This is a genomic window from Paenibacillus sp. J53TS2 (assembly GCF_018403305.1).
Classification (GTDB): domain Bacteria; phylum Bacillota; class Bacilli; order Paenibacillales; family Paenibacillaceae; genus Fontibacillus; species Fontibacillus rhizolycopersici.
In genome coordinates this window covers 871,944-888,782 of sequence record NZ_BOSK01000001.1, presented here as the reverse complement: position 1 = coordinate 888,782, position 16,839 = coordinate 871,944, and the positions used below count along the sequence as shown (strand labels likewise).

Below are 16,839 nucleotides of genomic sequence, written 5' to 3'. Positions count from 1 at the left end.
ACTTAAGACCATTTGGAGGTGGAGAATTATCAGTAAGGAACATTTGATCAATGATGAGATTCGTGCGAAAGAGGTCCGTCTGGTGGGTGCCGAAGGTGAACAAATCGGGATTACGCCGTTGCGCGAAGCGCTGCAGATGGCGATCGACCTGAATCTGGATTTGGTGAACGTTGCGCCGACTGCCAAGCCGCCGGTATGCCGGATTATGGACTATGGCAAGTTCCGTTACGAGCAGCAGAAGAAAGAGAAGGAAGCTCGCAAGAATCAGAAGATTGTGGACATCAAGGAAGTATGGTTCCGCGCGAACATCGAGGAACACGACTACCAGACGAAACTTCGCAATGTGATCAAATTTTTGAAAGAAGGCGACAAGGTAAAATGCTCGGTTCGCTTCCGCGGACGGGAAATTACCCACGCCGACATCGGGAAGAAAATTCTCGACCGCGTCAAAGAAGAGGTCGCGGAAATCTCTACCATTGAACGCCTTCCGAAGCTGGAAGGGCGCAGCATGATCATGATTTTGGCACCGAAAAACTAAGCGTTTGCTTCTATATATGATCGTTTCGTTTGCGGAATGACTCGGAAGAGAAAGCTTACGTTCATAATCCTTTGAGGGGGAAGTACAATGCCTAAAATGAAAACCCACAGTAGCCTGAAAGGCCGCTTCAAAATTACCGGATCCGGTAAAGTAAGACGCTACAAAGCGAACCGCAATCACTTGCTGTCCCATAAGTCGAAACGTGCAAAACGTGTTTTGGCCAACAGCCCTGTTGCTTACGCAGGTGACGTGAGCCGCATGAAGCAACAATTGGCAAACTTGAAGTAATTACCGAGAAACAATTAACACAACTTTTTGGGAGGTTTTTTAAATGGCAAGAGTTAAAGGCGGATTCGTCGTTCGTCGTCGTCATAAAAAAGTATTGAAGCTGGCTAAAGGTTATTTTGGTTCGAAACACCGTATTTTCAAAACTGCTAACGAGCAAGTAATGAAATCCTTGCTGTACGCATACCGGGATCGTCGCACGAAAAAACGCGACTTCCGCAGACTGTGGATCGTCCGGATCAATGCAGCAGCTCGTATGAACGGTTTGTCCTACAGCAAAATGATGCATGGTCTGAAGCTTGCTGAAGTGAACATCAACCGCAAAATGCTGGCTGACCTCGCGGTTAACGATCTGAATGCTTTCAATTCTTTGGCTGCCGTAGCTAAAGAAAAAATCAACGCTTAAGTTCAAATGATTAAGGCGCTGTTTCCGGTTGATTCCGGGACGGCGCTTTTTTTGGGGATGCCGGGGTAACCCGGATACATAAGCGAAGTCAGCGGATTCGGCCAAAGATGCTTTCAGAATCGATTTTCACTGGAAATTCGTGGGGATGAATCAAACGGAGCTGTTGGACATTTCCAGAAGTTCGGCTAATGAGGCATGGAAATGTGGGAAATTAGGAATGCTATATCTAAGCCGCACGACATATCCGGATATCCATGTGATCTTGGGAAAATGCCGATATTTTCGTTGGGATCTCTCTTGAATGTTCGTGAATAGCAGTGTTTACGGAATTACTTTACATGAAGCGAACATTGAATGATAAATTTGTCGAAAGTAAGCGTTTTATTCAAAATAAAGACGAAAATTATTTAACCCAAGGTTATTAAAAGTATGGATTTTAGCATATTTTACAGGTATAATCGGTCTGTGTGGTCAACTTAGACAAGGCTCACAAAATATTAAGGGGGATTAACCGCAATGAACAAAGCCTTCAAGCTATCTTTACTCATGGTGCTCGCATTTACTCTCGTTTTGGCGGGATGCGGCAACAACAATGCAGCGAACAACGGTGGAAACGCCAATACCGGAAATGCCGGCAACACGACCGACAACACGCAAGCGGGTAACGGCGGAAACACGGCTACCGATGCATCGAAGTTTAAGATCGGTCTCGTAACCGACGTAGGCGGCGTAAACGACAAATCCTTCAACCAATCCGCATGGGAAGCACTCGTAGCCATGAACAAGGAACAAGGGATCCAGAACAAATATCTGCAAAGTTCCCAAAGCTCCGACTACGTTCCTAACCTGACTCAATTTGTGCAAGGCGGTTACGACTTGACTTGGTCGATCGGTTTCGACTTGGGCGATGCAACGAAACAAGTTGCTGACGCGAATCCGAATGTGAAAATGGCGATCATCGACAACGTTGTTGACGCTCCAAACGTAGAGTCCGTTACTTTTGCCGAAAATGAAGGTTCTTTCCTGGTCGGCGTGGTAGCTGGTCTGACGACAAAAACAAATAAAATCGGCTTCATCGGTGGGATGGAAAGCCCGGTTATTAAACGCTTTGAAGTTGGTTTCCAAGCAGGCGTAGCTGCGGTTAACCCGGACGCAAAAGTTACGGTTACCTATGCTGGTGCTTATGACAAACCAGACGTTGGTAAGTCTTTGGCTAGCCAATTGTTCAACGATGGCGCCGACATCATTTTCCCAGCTGCTGGTCAAACGGGGAACGGCGTATTTAACGAAGCAACTGCGCGCAACCAAGCCGGCGGCGCTAACAAATTGTGGGTTATCGGCGTCGACAAAGACCAATCGCTTGAATTCGGCGATGAAGTGACATTGACTTCGATGATGAAACGCGTTGACGTTGCCGTTAAAAACGTAACTCAACAAGTAATCGACGGTACGTTCAAAGGCGGTCAAGTAACAAACCTGACGCTGAAAGAAGACGGCGTAGGCTTGCCTGAAAAGAATCCAAACGTGAGCCAAGAAATCTTGGACAAAGTGGAAGAATTCAAGCAAAAAATCGTTAACGGCGAAGTTACGGTACCTGCCGAGTAAGAAAGCAAGCGGACACGTTTACGTCCGTATGGACAGTAGAATATAATAGAGTCATTCAAGCAGGCAAGGCCAGTGGATCAACTGGCCTTGTTGCTTGCGTTAATCCCATAATGGTGAGGGTGGTTTCATGAGCGCTGAAGCTCCCGTAGTCGAGTTGAAGCAAATCACAAAACGTTTTCCCGGTGTAGTCGCCAACGACTCCATCAGCCTAACCTTACGAAAGGGCGAAATTCATGCCCTGCTCGGCGAGAACGGTGCGGGCAAATCAACGTTGATGAACATTTTGTTTGGCCTCTATCAGCCGGATGAAGGCTCGATTGAGATGGACGGCCAACCGGTGACAATCGACAATCCGAACAAGGCAATCAAGCTAGGCATCGGTATGGTTCACCAGCATTTCAAGCTAGTACAGCCTTTTACGGTTACCGAGAATATCATTCTTGGCATGGAACCGAAAAAGGGACTTAATATCGACTATAAATCGGCGTCCGCCCAGGTGGCGAAATTGTCGGAGCAGTATGGTCTTCAAGTGGACCCCAACTCGAAAATCCACGATATTTCCGTCGGGATGCAGCAGCGGGTCGAGATTATGAAAATTCTGTTCCGCGGCGCGGATATCCTTATATTTGACGAGCCGACCGCCGTGCTCACGCCTCAAGAAATCGAGGAACTGATGGCCATCATGAGACGGTTGGTGGCGGAAGGCAAATCCATCATTTTGATTACCCACAAGCTGAAGGAAATCATGGAGATTTCGGATCGAGTTACGATTATTCGCCGCGGCAAAGTGATCGATACCGTAGAGACGAATCAGACGAACCCGCAAGAGCTGGCTGAGAAAATGGTTGGCCGTGGCGTCTCCTTCAAAGTGGATAAACAAGAACCTCAAATCGGACAACCTGTCTTGAAGCTAAGCGATTTGAAAGCCAAGGACAAGCATGGCCTCCATGTGCTGAACGGACTCAATCTAGAGGTGCGTGCCGGAGAAATCGTTGGTATCGCCGGGGTTGACGGTAACGGGCAAAGCGAATTGATCGAAGCGATCACGGGGCTGCGCAAAATCGAATCCGGGTCGATCCAGCTATCAGGTAAGGAAATTACGAATTTGCCGGCGCGAAAGATCATCGAGAGCGGTTTGTCGCACATCCCTGAGGACCGGCACAAGCATGGTTTGGTGCTCGATTTCTCCGTTAGCGAGAATATGGTGCTGGAGACGTATTACCAAGCGCCGTACAGCAAGGGCGGCCTGTTGAACCAGCGGGCGATCGACGAGCATGCCAAGCAGTTAGTCGAGGCGTTTGACGTGCGTACGCCAAGCGTGGAAACGAAGGCGCGTTCGCTGTCCGGGGGGAATCAACAGAAGGCGATTATTGCGCGGGAAATAGATAAGAACCCGGATCTGTTAATCGCTGCCCAGCCAACGCGGGGACTAGACGTTGGGGCTATCGAATTCGTTCATAAGCAACTGATTGCGCAGCGAGACCAAGGCAAAGCGGTATTGCTGATCTCCTTCGAGCTGGATGAAATTATGAACGTGTCCGATCGGATCGCCGTCATTTATGAAGGACGGATCGTCGGTGAAGTGCTACCACAGGAAACCAACGATCAAGAGCTTGGCCTAATGATGGCGGGAAGCCTGGAACGGGGAGGTCAAAGCGTTGGATAAATTGCGAAAAATATTTACATTAGACAGCGTCATTCTTCCGCTGGTTGCCATCGTGCTTGGTTTGTTGGTTGGCGCAGTGGTTATGCTGATCGGGGGATACAATCCGATCGTCGCCTATAGCGCACTTTTGCAGCGGGTTGTAGGCAATCCCTATGACTTCGGTGAAACGATCCGGCAAATTACACCGCTCATGTTTACCGGTTTGGCAGTTGCGTTTGCATTCCGCTCCGGGATGTTTAACATCGGTGCAGACGGCCAGGTCTTGATCGGGATGACGGCGGCAACGGCGGTATCGTTGTCGTTCTCGGGACTGCCGTCCGGCATCCTGGTTCCTCTGGCAGTGATTGCGGGGGGGATCGGCGGCGGACTCTGGGCTGGCATTGCAGGTTACCTGAAGGCCAAACGGGGCATCAATGAAGTTATTACAACGATCATGCTGAACTGGACGGCGTTGTATTTATCGAATTACGTCATCCGCAATTTCTACCTGTTGAAGGGCCAAAACCGTTCCGAGGACATCGCCGCATCGGCCTCGATGACCTTCCTGAACGACGTATTCAATAATGCCCGGATCCACTGGGGAACGATCATCGCTCTTCTGACGGCGGTATTCTTCTTTGTTTACCTTTGGAAAACGAAGCAAGGTTACGAAATGCGTTCCGTCGGTTTGAACCCGAATGCGGCGGAATATGCCGGGATGAACGTCAGCCGCAACATTGTGAAAGCAATGTTCATCAGCGGCGTGTTTGCTGGCCTGGCCGGCACCTTCGAGGTGTTGGGCGTGTTCCATTATCAATCGGTCTTCGCCGCCTCGCCAGGATACGGATTTGACGGCATCGCGGTTGCGCTGCTCGGCATGAACCATCCGTTTGGTGTGGTGCTTGGATCGATCCTGTACGGCGTGCTGACCTATGGCTCGGCCGGGATGAGCTTTAGTGCCGGGGTACCTCCGGAGTTGATCAAGATCGTGATTGGCTCGATCATATTCTTCATTGCCGCTCAGGGCATCGTAAGAATCGTACTGAAGCCGTTTTACCTGAAGCGCAAGAAAGAGAAGGTGTCGTAAGATGGACGTACTTACACTACTTGGTCAATTGCTGAACTCCACACTCGTGTTCTCAACGGCGTTGATCTTTACGGCGCTTGGCGGCATTTTCTCCGAGCGTTCCGGCGTCGTTAACATCGGCTTGGAAGGGTTAATGATATTCGGCGCGTTCGCCGCCGGCGTGGGGACTTATTATGCCCAGGAAGCGGGCATGGGCGCCTTCTCGCCGTGGGTCGGGGTGATTGCAGCCATGGTTATGGGGGCACTTGGCGCTTTGATCCATGCTGTTGCTACGATCACGTTTAAGGCGGATCAGACGATCAGCGGGATCGTCATCAACTTCTTGGCAGCGGGTTTGACCGTATACATCGTCAAATTGCTGTTTGAAGGGGCAGCCGAAACGCCGCTCGTTACGGTATTCCATAAAGTCCCGATCCCGGTTCTGCGCGACATCCCGATTATCGGGGAGGGCTTCTTTAACTCGTATCCGACGACGTATTTGGCATTGATTCTCGTCGTTGTCATTTATTTTGTTCTGTTTAAGACCCCGTTCGGGTTACGTCTTCGTTCCGTCGGTGAGCATCCAAGCGCGGCGGACACGCTGGGCGTGAACGTGACGAAAATGCGCTACATCGGGGTGCTTCTCAGCGGTATTCTCGGGGGCATCGGCGGCGCAACGATCACACTGACGACAACTAGTACGTTTGCCCATAATACGATTTCCGGCCAGGGCTTTATTGCCATCGCGGCGATGATCTTCGGCAAATGGAATCCGCTGGGCGCTTTCGGCGCGGCGATGTTCTTTGGTTTCTCGCAGGCGATTCGCAACTACGTACAGTTGTTTGAATGGTCGAGAAGTATTCCTCAGGAATTTATCTTCATGATCCCTTACGTACTGACGATTATCGTCCTCGTTGGAGCGGTGGGACGTTCCTCAGCGCCGGCGGCGTTAGGTACGCCTTACGATCCGGGGAAACGTTAGAATGAAGCAAAAGGATGCTGCATGGGCAGCATCCTTTTTTTTGTTTTATTTAGGGGGAGAAGCCCGATTGTTGGAAGACAAGGCGATGGTGTAAGCAAGGATAGGGACGAGTGAATAGGTTAGGGGTGTACACAAAATAGCCGATTCAAACGGTTCGGCCAGAGCGGTTTTTCGCGGCTATACGATCTAACCTGACAGGAGGAATTAGGATGGGCAGAACGGTTACGAGAAAAGAAGCCGAGAAATGGCTGGGCAAGTCGATCGCGGCTTATAAAAAAGACGGTACGGTTGTTACGGGCAAACTGGTGAAAATCAGCGGCAATCGTTTGATTGTTCGCCAGGCCCCCGGTAAAAAAGTCAGAACCAAAGCGATCATCCCGCTTGTTTTGTTCGATCTGCTGGCGATCGGCACCGCTCCGTACGCCTTTGGCGGGGTTCCGTACGGTGGCGTGCCCTATGGTGGCGGCGTCCCCTATGGCGGAGGCTACCCTTACCCCTATTTCTGGTAAAACGGCTAATTGCGGTTGGGCAGCCTTTTTTCCAGCTCATAACATTGGGATAGCGGGACGTAACGCTGGGTTCGGTACCCCAATTTACGGTAAAATAGGTGGGCTCGGGTGTTGTCCCGGTCCACCATTACTTTTGCGCGCAGACAACCGCGGGAGACGGCAAAATTTTCTGCATGCGCCATCAGTGTTTTACCGTGGCGTTGCCGCTGATGAGCCGACGCCACCGCCATCATGTCAATATATAACAAATCGCCGTGAATGAGAAAATGAATAAAAGCTACCGGATCCGCTTCGTAGGTAGGGGAAGCCACCAACGAGACGCCACGCGACAGACGCAACGGAATATCCTTGAAGACGGCCTCGATGTCCTGTGGAGGCAGATGGGAGAAGGGGACAAGCTCTCCGCGGATCAAATCGTGGATGATGGGATCGTCCTGTTTCGGCCTTCTGTATCGAATCATGCGCGAATCTCCTCCTAACCGTGCATAATTTTAGGCGCTATCTTTTATCATATGAGAAGGAGGAGGGGAAGGGTTCCTGTCAGAAACTTTAATTCTTTAGGGTATTGACTCGTGGTGTAAACTAATCATATAATGTTTCTAAACATTTTAAGACATATCTTGCATCGGCGATGAAGAGGACGAAGCTTTAAGGGCTCTTTGCTCAGAGAGTGGGTGGATTTGCTGAGACCACCACCAAAATCCCTTAACTGCGAGCTCACCTCGGAGCTGTTTCCCTGAAAAGCTGCAAGCCATCCGCGGTGGCGCTTGCGTTTAAAGCTTATTAGGGGAAATCGTTTGGTCCTCGTTACGGACCACGAGTAAGGCGGGTCACGCTTTTACTCGTCAAGGCTTGGCACTGCGAGGTGCTAAGTGAAAATGGGTGGTACCACGGAGGATCAAACCTTTCGTCCCTCGGAGCAGGAAACTGTTCCGGCGGGCGGAAGGTTTTTTTAGTTTAGGTAGGTTAATGGGGTTTGAAAAAAGTTAGATCAAGTTCAAAAAGTTAGGTTTCGAGCACCGAGAAGGTTGGATGAAGCTAGGGACTGAGTAGCGGAGCGTACGTATTGGGTACGTGAGCAACGGAAGGCCCAGGTGAGTTCAAGATTCGACGTCGTATCACAGCTTGATTTAGCATCGTGATCGAAAGATGACTTTTTGAACATCATTTGGAAGGAGGATGACTGATGAGCGCGCAAATTCCAGAAACGCGGTCCACAGAACAATTACGAGAAAAATGGATGAAACCGGAAGTCATTACAGGTTCGGATATCCTGCTTCGCAGCTTGCTTTTGGAAGGTGTCGAGTGCGTCTTTGGTTATCCGGGCGGAGCGGTGTTGTACATTTATGACGCGTTGTACGGATTTACCGATTTCCACCACCTGCTGACCCGACATGAGCAGGGCGCCATCCACGCGGCGGACGGGTACGCCCGAGCCACTGGCAAAGTCGGCGTATGTATCGCCACCTCCGGACCGGGAGCGACCAACACGGTGACGGGGATCGCCACGGCGTTTATGGATTCCGTTCCGCTCGTTATCATTACGGGGAACGTCGTTTCCAGCCTGATCGGAACCGATGCGTTCCAAGAGGCAGATATTACCGGCATCACGATGCCGATCACAAAACACAGTTATCTTGTTCGGAACGTTGAGGATCTGCCTCGTGTTATCCACGAAGCGTTCCACATTGCGAACACCGGACGGAAAGGTCCGGTCCTGATCGACATTCCGAAGGACGTGTCCGCGAACAAGGCTTTGTTCGAGCCTTCCCAGACCATCAACCTGCGCGGCTACAATCCGACGGTGGTGCCGAATCGACTGCAGCTGGACAAATTGGCGGCGGCCATTCAGGAAGCCGAGCGTCCGGTCATTATCGCCGGCGGCGGCGTGGTTTACTCCGGCGGACATGAGCAGCTGTTCGAATTCGTGAACAAGACGCAAATTCCGATTACGACAACGCTGCTCGGCTTGGGTGCTTTCCCAAGCGGCCACGAGCTGTGGATGGGAATGCCCGGTATGCACGGCACCTATACGGCGAACCAATCGATTCAGCAATCCGATTTGCTGATCAACATCGGGGCACGGTTCGACGACCGGGTAACCGGCAAACTGGACGGGTTTGCGCCGAAGGCCAAAATCGTGCACATCGACATCGACCCGGCGGAAATCGGCAAGAACGTTCATGCAGACATTCCGATCGTTGGCGATGTGAAAACCGTGCTGGAGATGCTGAACCCGATCGTTTCGCGGGCGGACAAAGCGGATGCATGGAGAGCGCAAATCCAACGTTCCAAAATCGAGAAGCCGCTAAAATACATCGATTCGGATACCGTTCTGAAACCGCAGTGGGTGATCGAGTTGCTCAATGACACGACAGGCGGAGAGGCGATCGTCACGACCGACGTTGGCCAGCATCAAATGTGGGCGGCGCAGTATTACAAATTTAACCAGCCTCGATCCTGGATTACCTCGGGCGGCCTCGGGACGATGGGCTTCGGATTCCCTTCGGCGATCGGCGCGCAGATGGGGCATCCCGATCGGTTAGTCATCTCGATTAATGGGGACGGCGGCATGCAGATGTGTGCCCAGGAGCTGGCGATCTGTGCCATCAACAAGATCCCGGTCAAAGTCGTCGTGATCAACAACCAAGTGCTCGGTATGGTCCGTCAATGGCAGGAATTGATCTATGACAACCGTTACAGCCATATCAATCTTGAAGGCAGTCCGGATTTCGTCAAGTTGGCCGAAGCCTATGGCGTGAAGGGTCTACGGGCAACGAACAAGGAAGAAGCCAGACGTGCATGGCAGGAAGCGCTCGACACACCGGGACCGGTTCTGGTGGAATTCGTGGTCAGCAAAGAGGAAAACGTATATCCGATGGTTACCCAAGGTTCCACCATTGATCAAATGCTGATGGGGGACAGTGAATGATGATGAAAAACCATGCGATTTCCGTATTAGTTAACGACCAGCCAGGGGTTCTCCAGCGCGTTGCCGGCCTGTTTGGCCGGCGCGGCTACAATATCGAAAGCATTACGGTGGGCCAATCCGAGGAAGAAGGCTTGTCCCGGATGATCATCGTCACCCAAGGCGATGACAAAACGCTCGAGCAAATCGAAAAACAGCTGTATAAACTGATCGATGTCATCAAAGTCGTCAATCTTAGCTCCAGACCGATGGTCGCTCGCGAGCTTGCGCTGATCAAGGTCAAGTCCGAGCCGGCGGAGCGCCCGGAAATCATGGGCGTCGTTGAAACGTTCCGCGCCGCGGTCGTCGACATCGGGACGAACAGCATGATGATCCAAGTCGTCGGCGATACCGAGAAAATCGACGCCATGATCGAGCTGCTTCGTCCTTACGGCATCCGGGAGCTCTCGCGTACCGGCGTTACCGCCATGATTCGCGGGAACGCTTAAGCGCTCAAAGGGTTACGTAATTTGCCGCTACCCGCGGCTTCACCCCTCCGCCAGACAACGGGCGGGTGTTTGAGGGGATCGATTTGTCAAGATGCCACTTTATCGCTTCAAGGCGTCGGTCCATTGAAACACCCGCTCGTCACAGGCGGAGGAAACCATACTTATTTTAATTAAGGGCACAGCTTGACTGTCCCGCAAATCTTAGGAGGGCATAAGAAATGGCAGTTACTTTGTACTATGAACAAGATGCAGAACTCAGCGTATTGAAAGGAAAAACGATCGCGATCATCGGTTACGGCAGCCAAGGACATGCCCATGCGCAAAACCTGCGCGAAAGCGGACTGAATGTCGTTGTCGGCCTGCGGGAAGGCAAATCCTTCAACAAAGCGAAGGAAGACGGCTTCGAAGTATTGTCCGTTGCGGAAGCGACCAAACGTGCAGATGTCGTGCAAATCCTGATGCCGGACGAGACTCAAGCTGCGGTTTACAACAGCGAAATCGCGCCTAACCTGAAAAAAGGCGCTGCATTGTTGTTCGCCCATGGCTTTAACGTGCATTTTGGTCAAATCGTTCCTTCCCCGGACAACGACGTATTGCTCGTTGCTCCGAAGTCGCCGGGTCACATGGTTCGCCGTACGTATGTGGAAGGCTTTGGCGTTCCTGGTCTGATTGCTATCCATCAAGATGCTACCGGCAAAGCGAAAGAAATCGGCCTCGCTTACGCAAAAGGGATTGGCTGTACACGTGCAGGGGTTATCGAAACCTCGTTCCGTGAAGAAACCGAAACTGATTTGTTCGGTGAACAAGCTGTATTGTGCGGCGGCGTAACCGCCCTGATCAAAGCCGGCTTCGAAACGCTGGTTGAAGCGGGTTATGCTCCTGAAATGGCATACTTCGAGTGCTTGCACGAAATGAAGCTGATCGTTGACTTGATCTATGAAGGCGGCATGGCAACGATGCGTGACTCCATTTCCAATACAGCGGAGTATGGAGACTATGTAACAGGGCCTCGCGTTGTGACAGAAGAAACCAAGAAAGCGATGAAAGCTGTGCTTTCCGATATCCAACAAGGGAAATTCGCTCGCGACTTCATCTTGGAGAACCAATCGAACCGTGCGTTCCTCACGGCAACTCGCCGCAATGAAGCAAACCATCCGATCGAAGTGGTCGGCAGAGAGCTTCGCGGCTTGATGCACTGGATCAAGAAATAACGGCATATCGTTGATAAGACCCAACGTAAGATAAGAATGAACCTGAATACCCAATGCGGCCGCCCCTTTGTGTGAGCCGCATTGGAGCTTTTCGGAGGAGGTGCTTGGAATGCGCAAAATCTACATTTTCGATACGACGCTTCGGGATGGTGAGCAATCCCCTGGAGTCAACCTGAATACTCGCGAAAAGCTGGAGATCGCCTATCAGCTGGAGAAGCTTGGGGTCGACCGAATCGAAGCGGGTTTTCCCGCAGCTTCGCCCGGGGATTTGGCCGCGGTAAATGCCGTAGCGCGTGCGGTGAAGAAGTCGACGGTGATCGGCTTGTCGCGCTCGCGTACGCAGGATATCGATGCGGTCCGTGAAGCGCTGCAAGGGGCCGAGGATCCTTGCATTCATTTGTTCCTGGCTACAAGTCCGATTCACCGGAAATATAAATTGAAGATGGACAAAGATCAGGTGCTGGAAACGGCGCAGGCCGCGTTGCGGTATGCCCGCAAGTATTTTTCGAAGATCGAATTCTCCTGCGAGGATGCGGGTCGAACCGAATTGGATTTCCTGTGCGAAATGACGGCAATGGCGATTCGTGAAGGCGCATCGGTAGTGAATATTCCGGACACGGTCGGATATTTATATCCCGAGGAGTATGGCAACATCTTCCGTACGTTGAAGGAGAAGGTGCCCGGCATCGAGAAGATCCAGCTTAGCGCCCATTGCCACGATGATTTGGGTCTGGCGACTGCGAACTCGCTGGCTGCGATCTTAGGTGGCGCCGACCAAATCGAAGGGACGATCAACGGAATCGGAGAACGGGCCGGCAACACCGCGCTGGAGGAAGTGGCGTTGGCGCTGGAAACGCGCTTCGACTTCTTTGGTGCAAAAACGTCGCTCGAGCTGACGGAAATCGCCCGTACGAGCCGGCTGGTCAGCCGCTTGACCGGGATGGTGGTGCCGGGGAACAAGGCGATCGTTGGCGCGAATGCTTTTGCTCATGAATCAGGTATCCACCAAGACGGCATGCTGAAGGAGAAAACGACTTACGAAATCATGTCGCCGGAAACGATCGGGCTCAAGGAGAGCAAGCTCGTGCTGGGTAAGCATTCCGGTCGTCATGCCTTCCGCGAGAAGCTGGTGGATATGGGATATACGCTGGATGACGAGCGTATGAACGAAGCTTTTGCCAAGTTCAAAGCGCTGGCCGACAAGAAGAAGGAAGTCACCGACGAGGACCTGCTGGCGATCGTCGAGCTGAAGCTGATCGACACGCCGGAGGAATTCCGTCTCGAGACGATTTTCGTCTCTTACGGCAACGAGGCGACCCCAGCGGCGAAGATCCGTCTGGTCACGCTTGCTGGCGATATTATCGAGAAGGAAGCCGAAGGCAACGGTTCGGTTGACGCGATATATAACGCGATTGACCTGGCTTCCGGCGAAGAGGTCAAACTGGCCGATTACTCGATCAAATCGGTGAGCCATGGTAAGGACGCCCAAGGGGAAGTCCACGTCGTGTTGACTCAAAACGGCGTATCCGTGCAGGGCCGCGGCGTCAGTACCGACATCTTGGAAGCGAGTGCTCGCGCTTATGTCGATGCCCTCAACCGGTTGATTGAGAAGAGAAACTCGAACTCTGCGATTCGGGCATAACCGAACCGGGAGACGGCTGCGGCGGAGCTGATTCATTCAGCTCCGCTGTTTTTTTGCCTGCTTATAGTTAATACCTATGACCTTAATAGATTCTATATCTTTGTTTATCACAACCCGGTGTGTTACAACAGAAGAAGAGGATGTTCACGAAAGGGAGCTGGAAGCAATGGCAGAAGTCAAAAAAATCGCGGTGATCGCGGGCGACGGCATCGGACCGGAAGTGGTAGCCGAAGCGGAGAAAGTGTTGAAACGGACGGAGGAGCTGTTCGGGTACAAGTTTGAAACGGAACATGCATTGTTCGGCGGCATCGCTATCGACGAGAAGGGGACACCACTTCCGCAAGAAACGCTGGAGGTGTGCCAAAAGGCCGACGCCGTATTGCTCGGGGCCGTAGGCGGTCCGAAATGGGACAACAATCCGAAGGAACTACGCCCGGAGACCGGATTGCTGGGCATCCGTAAAGCGCTAGGCCTGTTCTCGAACCTGCGTCCGGCGGTCGTGTTCGACTGTCTCAAGGATGCTTCAACGCTTAAACCGGAAGTGCTTGAAGGCACGGATCTCATCGTCGTGCGCGAGCTGACCGGCGGCATTTATTTCGGCGAGAAGTACCGCCGCGATACGGAGCAAGGTCAGGAAGCCGTTGATACGTGCGCGTATAACGTCAGCGAAGTCGAACGTATCGTTCGCCAAGCGTTTGAGATCGCTCAGAAGCGCCGCAAGAAGCTAGCTTCGGTCGATAAAGCCAACGTGTTGGAGACCTCACGGTTGTGGCGCGAAGTTGTGAACCGGGTCGCACCGGAATATCTGGATGTTGAACTGGAGCACGTCCTTGTCGATAACTGCGCGATGCAGCTGCTCCGCCGTCCGGCCAGCTTCGACGTCATCGTGACGGAGAACATGTTTGGCGACATTCTGAGCGACGAAGCGGCTATGCTTACCGGCTCGATCGGAATGCTGTCCTCGGCTTCCCTGGGTGAAGGCAGCTTCGGGTTATACGAGCCCGTTCACGGTTCCGCGCCGGACATCGCCGGTCAGAATCTGGCTAACCCGATCGCGACAATCTTGTCCGTAGCGTTGATGTTCCGTATGACCTTCGGTTATGCGGATGCCGCTGACGCGATCGAAGCCGCTGTTGCCGACGTACTGAATGCCGGTCACCGCACCGGCGATATCGCCATCGACAAGAGCCAAGCGGTCGGTACGAAGGAAATGGGCGATTTGATCGTTGCTGCAATCAAGAAGTAATGCACAGCGAGCAAGAAAATTGACTTTGAAGATGGCCGATGTTACCATGTGATAAAGATAAGAAGATGGACCCCCTGTTTGAGCTTTGCTCAAATCGGGGGTTTTTTGCCCAGTAGCAACGCCTGTAGGGGGAATGGCTGGAATCCCAGGATTTACATTCTGTACGCAGGAATTTGAAGCAAGCCTCACGAATAAATTAGTTGAAATCCCGGCCTGGGAGGGCTGGGAGGCGTTAATGAACCGAACGCGAGAAAGGGTGAAGGGGAATGAGTTTTTGCTGCGGAGCCAGCATGCTGGGAACAAAGGGGACTTTAAAGCATTATCGTACGCAGGTACATAATGTACCCCTGTTGTTTTGCCCGGTGTGCCATCGGGTTGAGGTTCATTATAAAGTGGAGAATGAATACGAAATTCTGGCGGAATACGCGCATGGCGACGGAGTTTCGGAAATTGATTTTCAGGATTTTGTGATGGAAGACGATGAGTCCATTTTTGGGAACTGCGTCAATCGGGAGGATGAAGATCCCCTGGTGATCGTGCAAAGCCAAATCGATATTTCCTTGGACCTTCTGTCCGTAGCCAAACAAATCGGCGATGAGAAATGGACGGAGGAGCTCAAAAAAAGGCTGGCGGTCATGAGCCGACGTAGAGCTCGGCTTCAACACAACAATAGTTGAATGAACAGAAATAGTCTTCCGGAAGGGAGGCTATTTTTACTTTTTTAGGACTATGGTAGTCGTTTTGCGTTCATCCAACTTTTTTCGACAGTATCTCTGATTGACGGTATTTGGAAAACTTGACTATGATTGAAACAGGTGGCTTTTGACTTATCTGATCTGTTTTGTGGACATGCATCCATCGTCTTTGTACGAATAAGCCATAGATCGCATCGAAAGTTGAGTGAAACGCGCCGAGTCAGGGTAAGTTCTTCTAGGTAGTGATCGTATGATCATTTGAGTAAAGGGGGAACCACACTTGTTGAGTGAATTTCAAGAGACATTGCTCCAGTCCGTCAAAGCATACCAATCGACCCAACTCGTTAAAAACAAGTATGAGAACGTACTCCAACACCTGGACAGCGGAATTATGCTGTTTGACAGCGATGGGGTTCTGACCTTTATCAATGTACAGATGGCCAAGCTGCTCGAAATGCCACGCCAATCCCTGATCGGCTGTAACTTGCTTCAGATGCTGCGGCATCCACATCTCAACCAATTTAAGAAGCGCAAGATTTTGCGTATTTACCGGGAGACGATTTTTCACCGAAAAAAGTACCATGAGTTAATCGACGAATACGGCCGGCATTGGCTCATCACGGTCACGTACGGCGATCAAATGGATGGAGATTTTCTGCTGAGCGTCAAGGACGTTTCCGATTTCAAGCGGATCGAACAAACGGCCTATCAGAACGATAAGCTGGCGATGCTCGGGAAGATCTCGGCGGCGATTGCCCATGAAATTCGGAATCCGCTTACCGCCATCCGCGGGTTCATTCAGCTGCTTCGGCCTCATTTGCTCCAGTTGGGCAAAGATGAGTATGCTCGGATTATTTTGACGGAAATCGACCGGGCCAACGACATTATTCACGAATTTCTCAATTCATCGAAGCCATCCGCCCCGCAGAAATCGACGGTCAGCGTTTCTTCTCTGCTGAAAGAGGTCGTTCTCCTCACGGAAAGCGAGGCGCTGATGAAGGGGTGCCAAATGATCCTTCACGAGCCGATGGAGGAGTTGCTTGTTTCCATCGACGTCAAGCAAATTAAGCAGGTGCTGCTGAACATTATCAAGAATGCCATGGACGCGATCGCCGAGGTAGGCGGTGACCACCAAGGGGTGATCGATGTCCGTGCGGAGATGGAAGGCAAATCGGTGAATATCTCGGTGCAGGATAACGGCGGCGGGATGGACAAGGGAATGCTAAGCCGATTGTTTGATCCATTTTTTACGACGAAGGAGAAGGGAACCGGATTGGGATTATCGGTGAGTTACCGAATCATCCGGAATCATCGAGGAAATATATCCGTGGATAGCTTAAAAGGAGCGGGAACGATCTTTGTCATCTCGCTCCCGCTGGCCTTGTAGTTTTATTCATTTTGAGGGCCTTTGGCCGGAGAAACCGAAGAGGACGCCGCGTGACTTTCGCAAGCCGCAGAACAGGATTTCTGCAGTGAGCAGGAGGCGCAGGCGCCTTTTTTGCTTTTCTTGAAGCCGCGGTATAACGCAAAGGCAGCGTAGCCGAAAATAGCGGCGACGATCACAATATCGATCATGATGGATTGCTCCTTTC

17 protein-coding genes are annotated in these 16,839 nt (G+C 51.7%); 15 read left to right on the top strand and 2 right to left on the bottom strand.

Features of this window, described 5'->3' with window-relative positions; all coding sequences use genetic code 11:
- The first annotated feature begins 43 nt into the window (after window positions 1-43).
- The 8 genes from infC to KJS42_RS04195 all read left to right on the top strand — a co-directional run bounded on the left by infC (window position 44) and on the right by KJS42_RS04195 (window position 7,036).
- Window positions 44-538, top strand: a complete 495-nt coding sequence (gene infC, locus KJS42_RS04230; protein WP_155607533.1) for a translation initiation factor IF-3 — start codon at window positions 44-46, stop codon at window positions 536-538.
- 87 nt (window positions 539-625) lie between these two features.
- Window positions 626-826: a 50S ribosomal protein L35 gene (gene rpmI, locus KJS42_RS04225; protein WP_059046389.1), complete on the top strand. Its 201-nt coding sequence runs from the start codon at window positions 626-628 to the stop codon at window positions 824-826.
- Between the two features lie 43 nt (window positions 827-869).
- Window positions 870-1,229, top strand: a complete 360-nt coding sequence (gene rplT / locus KJS42_RS04220; protein WP_193415418.1) for a 50S ribosomal protein L20 — start codon at window positions 870-872, stop codon at window positions 1,227-1,229.
- Between the two features lie 516 nt (window positions 1,230-1,745).
- On the top strand, window positions 1,746-2,834 hold the full coding sequence (locus KJS42_RS04215) for a BMP family lipoprotein (RefSeq protein WP_193415417.1): 1,089 nt from the start codon (window positions 1,746-1,748) through the stop codon (window positions 2,832-2,834).
- 127 nt (window positions 2,835-2,961) lie between these two features.
- Window positions 2,962-4,500, top strand: coding sequence for an ABC transporter ATP-binding protein (locus tag KJS42_RS04210; protein ID WP_155607530.1), 1,539 nt, complete (start codon window positions 2,962-2,964; stop codon window positions 4,498-4,500).
- Window positions 4,493-5,566 carry an ABC transporter permease gene (locus KJS42_RS04205; protein ID WP_155607529.1) on the top strand — a complete coding sequence of 358 codons (1,074 nt, stop codon included), beginning with the start codon at window positions 4,493-4,495 and terminating at the stop codon, window positions 5,564-5,566. Before KJS42_RS04210 ends, KJS42_RS04205 begins: the two co-directional genes overlap by 8 nt.
- A gap of 1 nt (window position 5,567) precedes the next feature.
- A complete protein-coding gene (locus KJS42_RS04200; RefSeq protein ID WP_155607528.1) occupies window positions 5,568-6,527 on the top strand; it encodes an ABC transporter permease in 960 nt (319 codons plus the stop codon).
- Window positions 6,528-6,736: 209 nt separating this feature from the next.
- Window positions 6,737-7,036 (top strand): hypothetical protein, encoded by a 300-nt coding sequence (locus KJS42_RS04195; protein WP_155607527.1) that lies wholly within the window; start codon window positions 6,737-6,739, stop codon window positions 7,034-7,036.
- 5 nt (window positions 7,037-7,041) lie between these two features.
- Here the strand turns inward: KJS42_RS04195 and KJS42_RS04190 are convergent, their stop codons facing one another.
- Complete coding sequence (locus KJS42_RS04190) at window positions 7,042-7,497, bottom strand: GNAT family N-acetyltransferase (protein WP_213622023.1); 456 nt, start codon at window positions 7,495-7,497, stop codon at window positions 7,042-7,044.
- A gap of 725 nt (window positions 7,498-8,222) precedes the next feature.
- Here KJS42_RS04190 and ilvB point away from each other — a divergent pair.
- The 7 genes from ilvB (at window position 8,223) to KJS42_RS04155 (ending at window position 16,634) form a co-directional block, all read left to right on the top strand.
- Window positions 8,223-9,968 carry a biosynthetic-type acetolactate synthase large subunit gene (gene ilvB, locus KJS42_RS04185; protein WP_213622022.1) on the top strand — a complete coding sequence of 582 codons (1,746 nt, stop codon included), beginning with the start codon at window positions 8,223-8,225 and terminating at the stop codon, window positions 9,966-9,968.
- Entirely contained in the window at window positions 9,965-10,453 is a 489-nt protein-coding gene (gene ilvN, locus KJS42_RS04180; protein WP_193415412.1) for an acetolactate synthase small subunit, read from the top strand. Before ilvB ends, ilvN begins: the two co-directional genes overlap by 4 nt.
- A gap of 218 nt (window positions 10,454-10,671) precedes the next feature.
- Window positions 10,672-11,664 (top strand): ketol-acid reductoisomerase, encoded by a 993-nt coding sequence (ilvC, locus tag KJS42_RS04175; RefSeq protein WP_155607524.1) that lies wholly within the window; start codon window positions 10,672-10,674, stop codon window positions 11,662-11,664.
- 109 nt (window positions 11,665-11,773) lie between these two features.
- The gene (locus KJS42_RS04170; protein ID WP_213622021.1) at window positions 11,774-13,306 is read left to right on the top strand and encodes a 2-isopropylmalate synthase; all 1,533 of its coding nucleotides are present in this window, start codon (window positions 11,774-11,776) and stop codon (window positions 13,304-13,306) included.
- 166 nt (window positions 13,307-13,472) lie between these two features.
- Window positions 13,473-14,552, top strand: coding sequence for a 3-isopropylmalate dehydrogenase (leuB, locus tag KJS42_RS04165; RefSeq protein ID WP_213622020.1), 1,080 nt, complete (start codon window positions 13,473-13,475; stop codon window positions 14,550-14,552).
- A 266-nt stretch (window positions 14,553-14,818) separates the two neighbouring features.
- Window positions 14,819-15,229: a hypothetical protein gene (locus tag KJS42_RS04160; protein WP_155607521.1), complete on the top strand. Its 411-nt coding sequence runs from the start codon at window positions 14,819-14,821 to the stop codon at window positions 15,227-15,229.
- Window positions 15,230-15,527: 298 nt separating this feature from the next.
- A complete protein-coding gene (locus tag KJS42_RS04155) occupies window positions 15,528-16,634 on the top strand; it encodes an ATP-binding protein (RefSeq protein WP_155607520.1) in 1,107 nt (368 codons plus the stop codon).
- Window positions 16,635-16,636: 2 nt separating this feature from the next.
- On the opposite strand, the gene KJS42_RS04150 is transcribed toward KJS42_RS04155, so the two are convergent.
- Window positions 16,637-16,822, bottom strand: a complete 186-nt coding sequence (locus KJS42_RS04150; protein WP_155607519.1) for a FeoB-associated Cys-rich membrane protein — start codon at window positions 16,820-16,822, stop codon at window positions 16,637-16,639.
- Between the last annotated feature and the right edge of the window lie 17 nt (window positions 16,823-16,839).

Excerpts from the sequence above, each read along its gene's own strand:
- rpmI (WP_059046389.1), top strand. The coding sequence starts at position 626 with ATGCCTAAAATGAAAACCCACAGTAGCCTGAAAGGCCGCTTCAAAATT.
- rplT (WP_193415418.1), top strand. The coding sequence starts at position 870 with ATGGCAAGAGTTAAAGGCGGATTCGTCGTTCGTCGTCGTCATAAAAAA.
- KJS42_RS04215 (WP_193415417.1), top strand. The coding sequence starts at position 1,746 with ATGAACAAAGCCTTCAAGCTATCTTTACTCATGGTGCTCGCATTTACT.
- KJS42_RS04210 (WP_155607530.1), top strand. The coding sequence starts at position 2,962 with ATGAGCGCTGAAGCTCCCGTAGTCGAGTTGAAGCAAATCACAAAACGT.
- KJS42_RS04200 (WP_155607528.1), top strand. The coding sequence starts at position 5,568 with ATGGACGTACTTACACTACTTGGTCAATTGCTGAACTCCACACTCGTG.
- KJS42_RS04195 (WP_155607527.1), top strand. The coding sequence starts at position 6,737 with ATGGGCAGAACGGTTACGAGAAAAGAAGCCGAGAAATGGCTGGGCAAG.
- KJS42_RS04190 (WP_213622023.1), bottom strand. The coding sequence starts at position 7,497 with ATGATTCGATACAGAAGGCCGAAACAGGACGATCCCATCATCCACGAT.
- ilvB (WP_213622022.1), top strand. The coding sequence starts at position 8,223 with ATGAGCGCGCAAATTCCAGAAACGCGGTCCACAGAACAATTACGAGAA.
- ilvN (WP_193415412.1), top strand. The coding sequence starts at position 9,965 with ATGATGATGAAAAACCATGCGATTTCCGTATTAGTTAACGACCAGCCA.
- ilvC (WP_155607524.1), top strand. The coding sequence starts at position 10,672 with ATGGCAGTTACTTTGTACTATGAACAAGATGCAGAACTCAGCGTATTG.
- KJS42_RS04170 (WP_213622021.1), top strand. The coding sequence starts at position 11,774 with ATGCGCAAAATCTACATTTTCGATACGACGCTTCGGGATGGTGAGCAA.
- leuB (WP_213622020.1), top strand. The coding sequence starts at position 13,473 with ATGGCAGAAGTCAAAAAAATCGCGGTGATCGCGGGCGACGGCATCGGA.
- KJS42_RS04160 (WP_155607521.1), top strand. The coding sequence starts at position 14,819 with ATGAGTTTTTGCTGCGGAGCCAGCATGCTGGGAACAAAGGGGACTTTA.
- KJS42_RS04150 (WP_155607519.1), bottom strand. The coding sequence starts at position 16,822 with ATGATCGATATTGTGATCGTCGCCGCTATTTTCGGCTACGCTGCCTTT.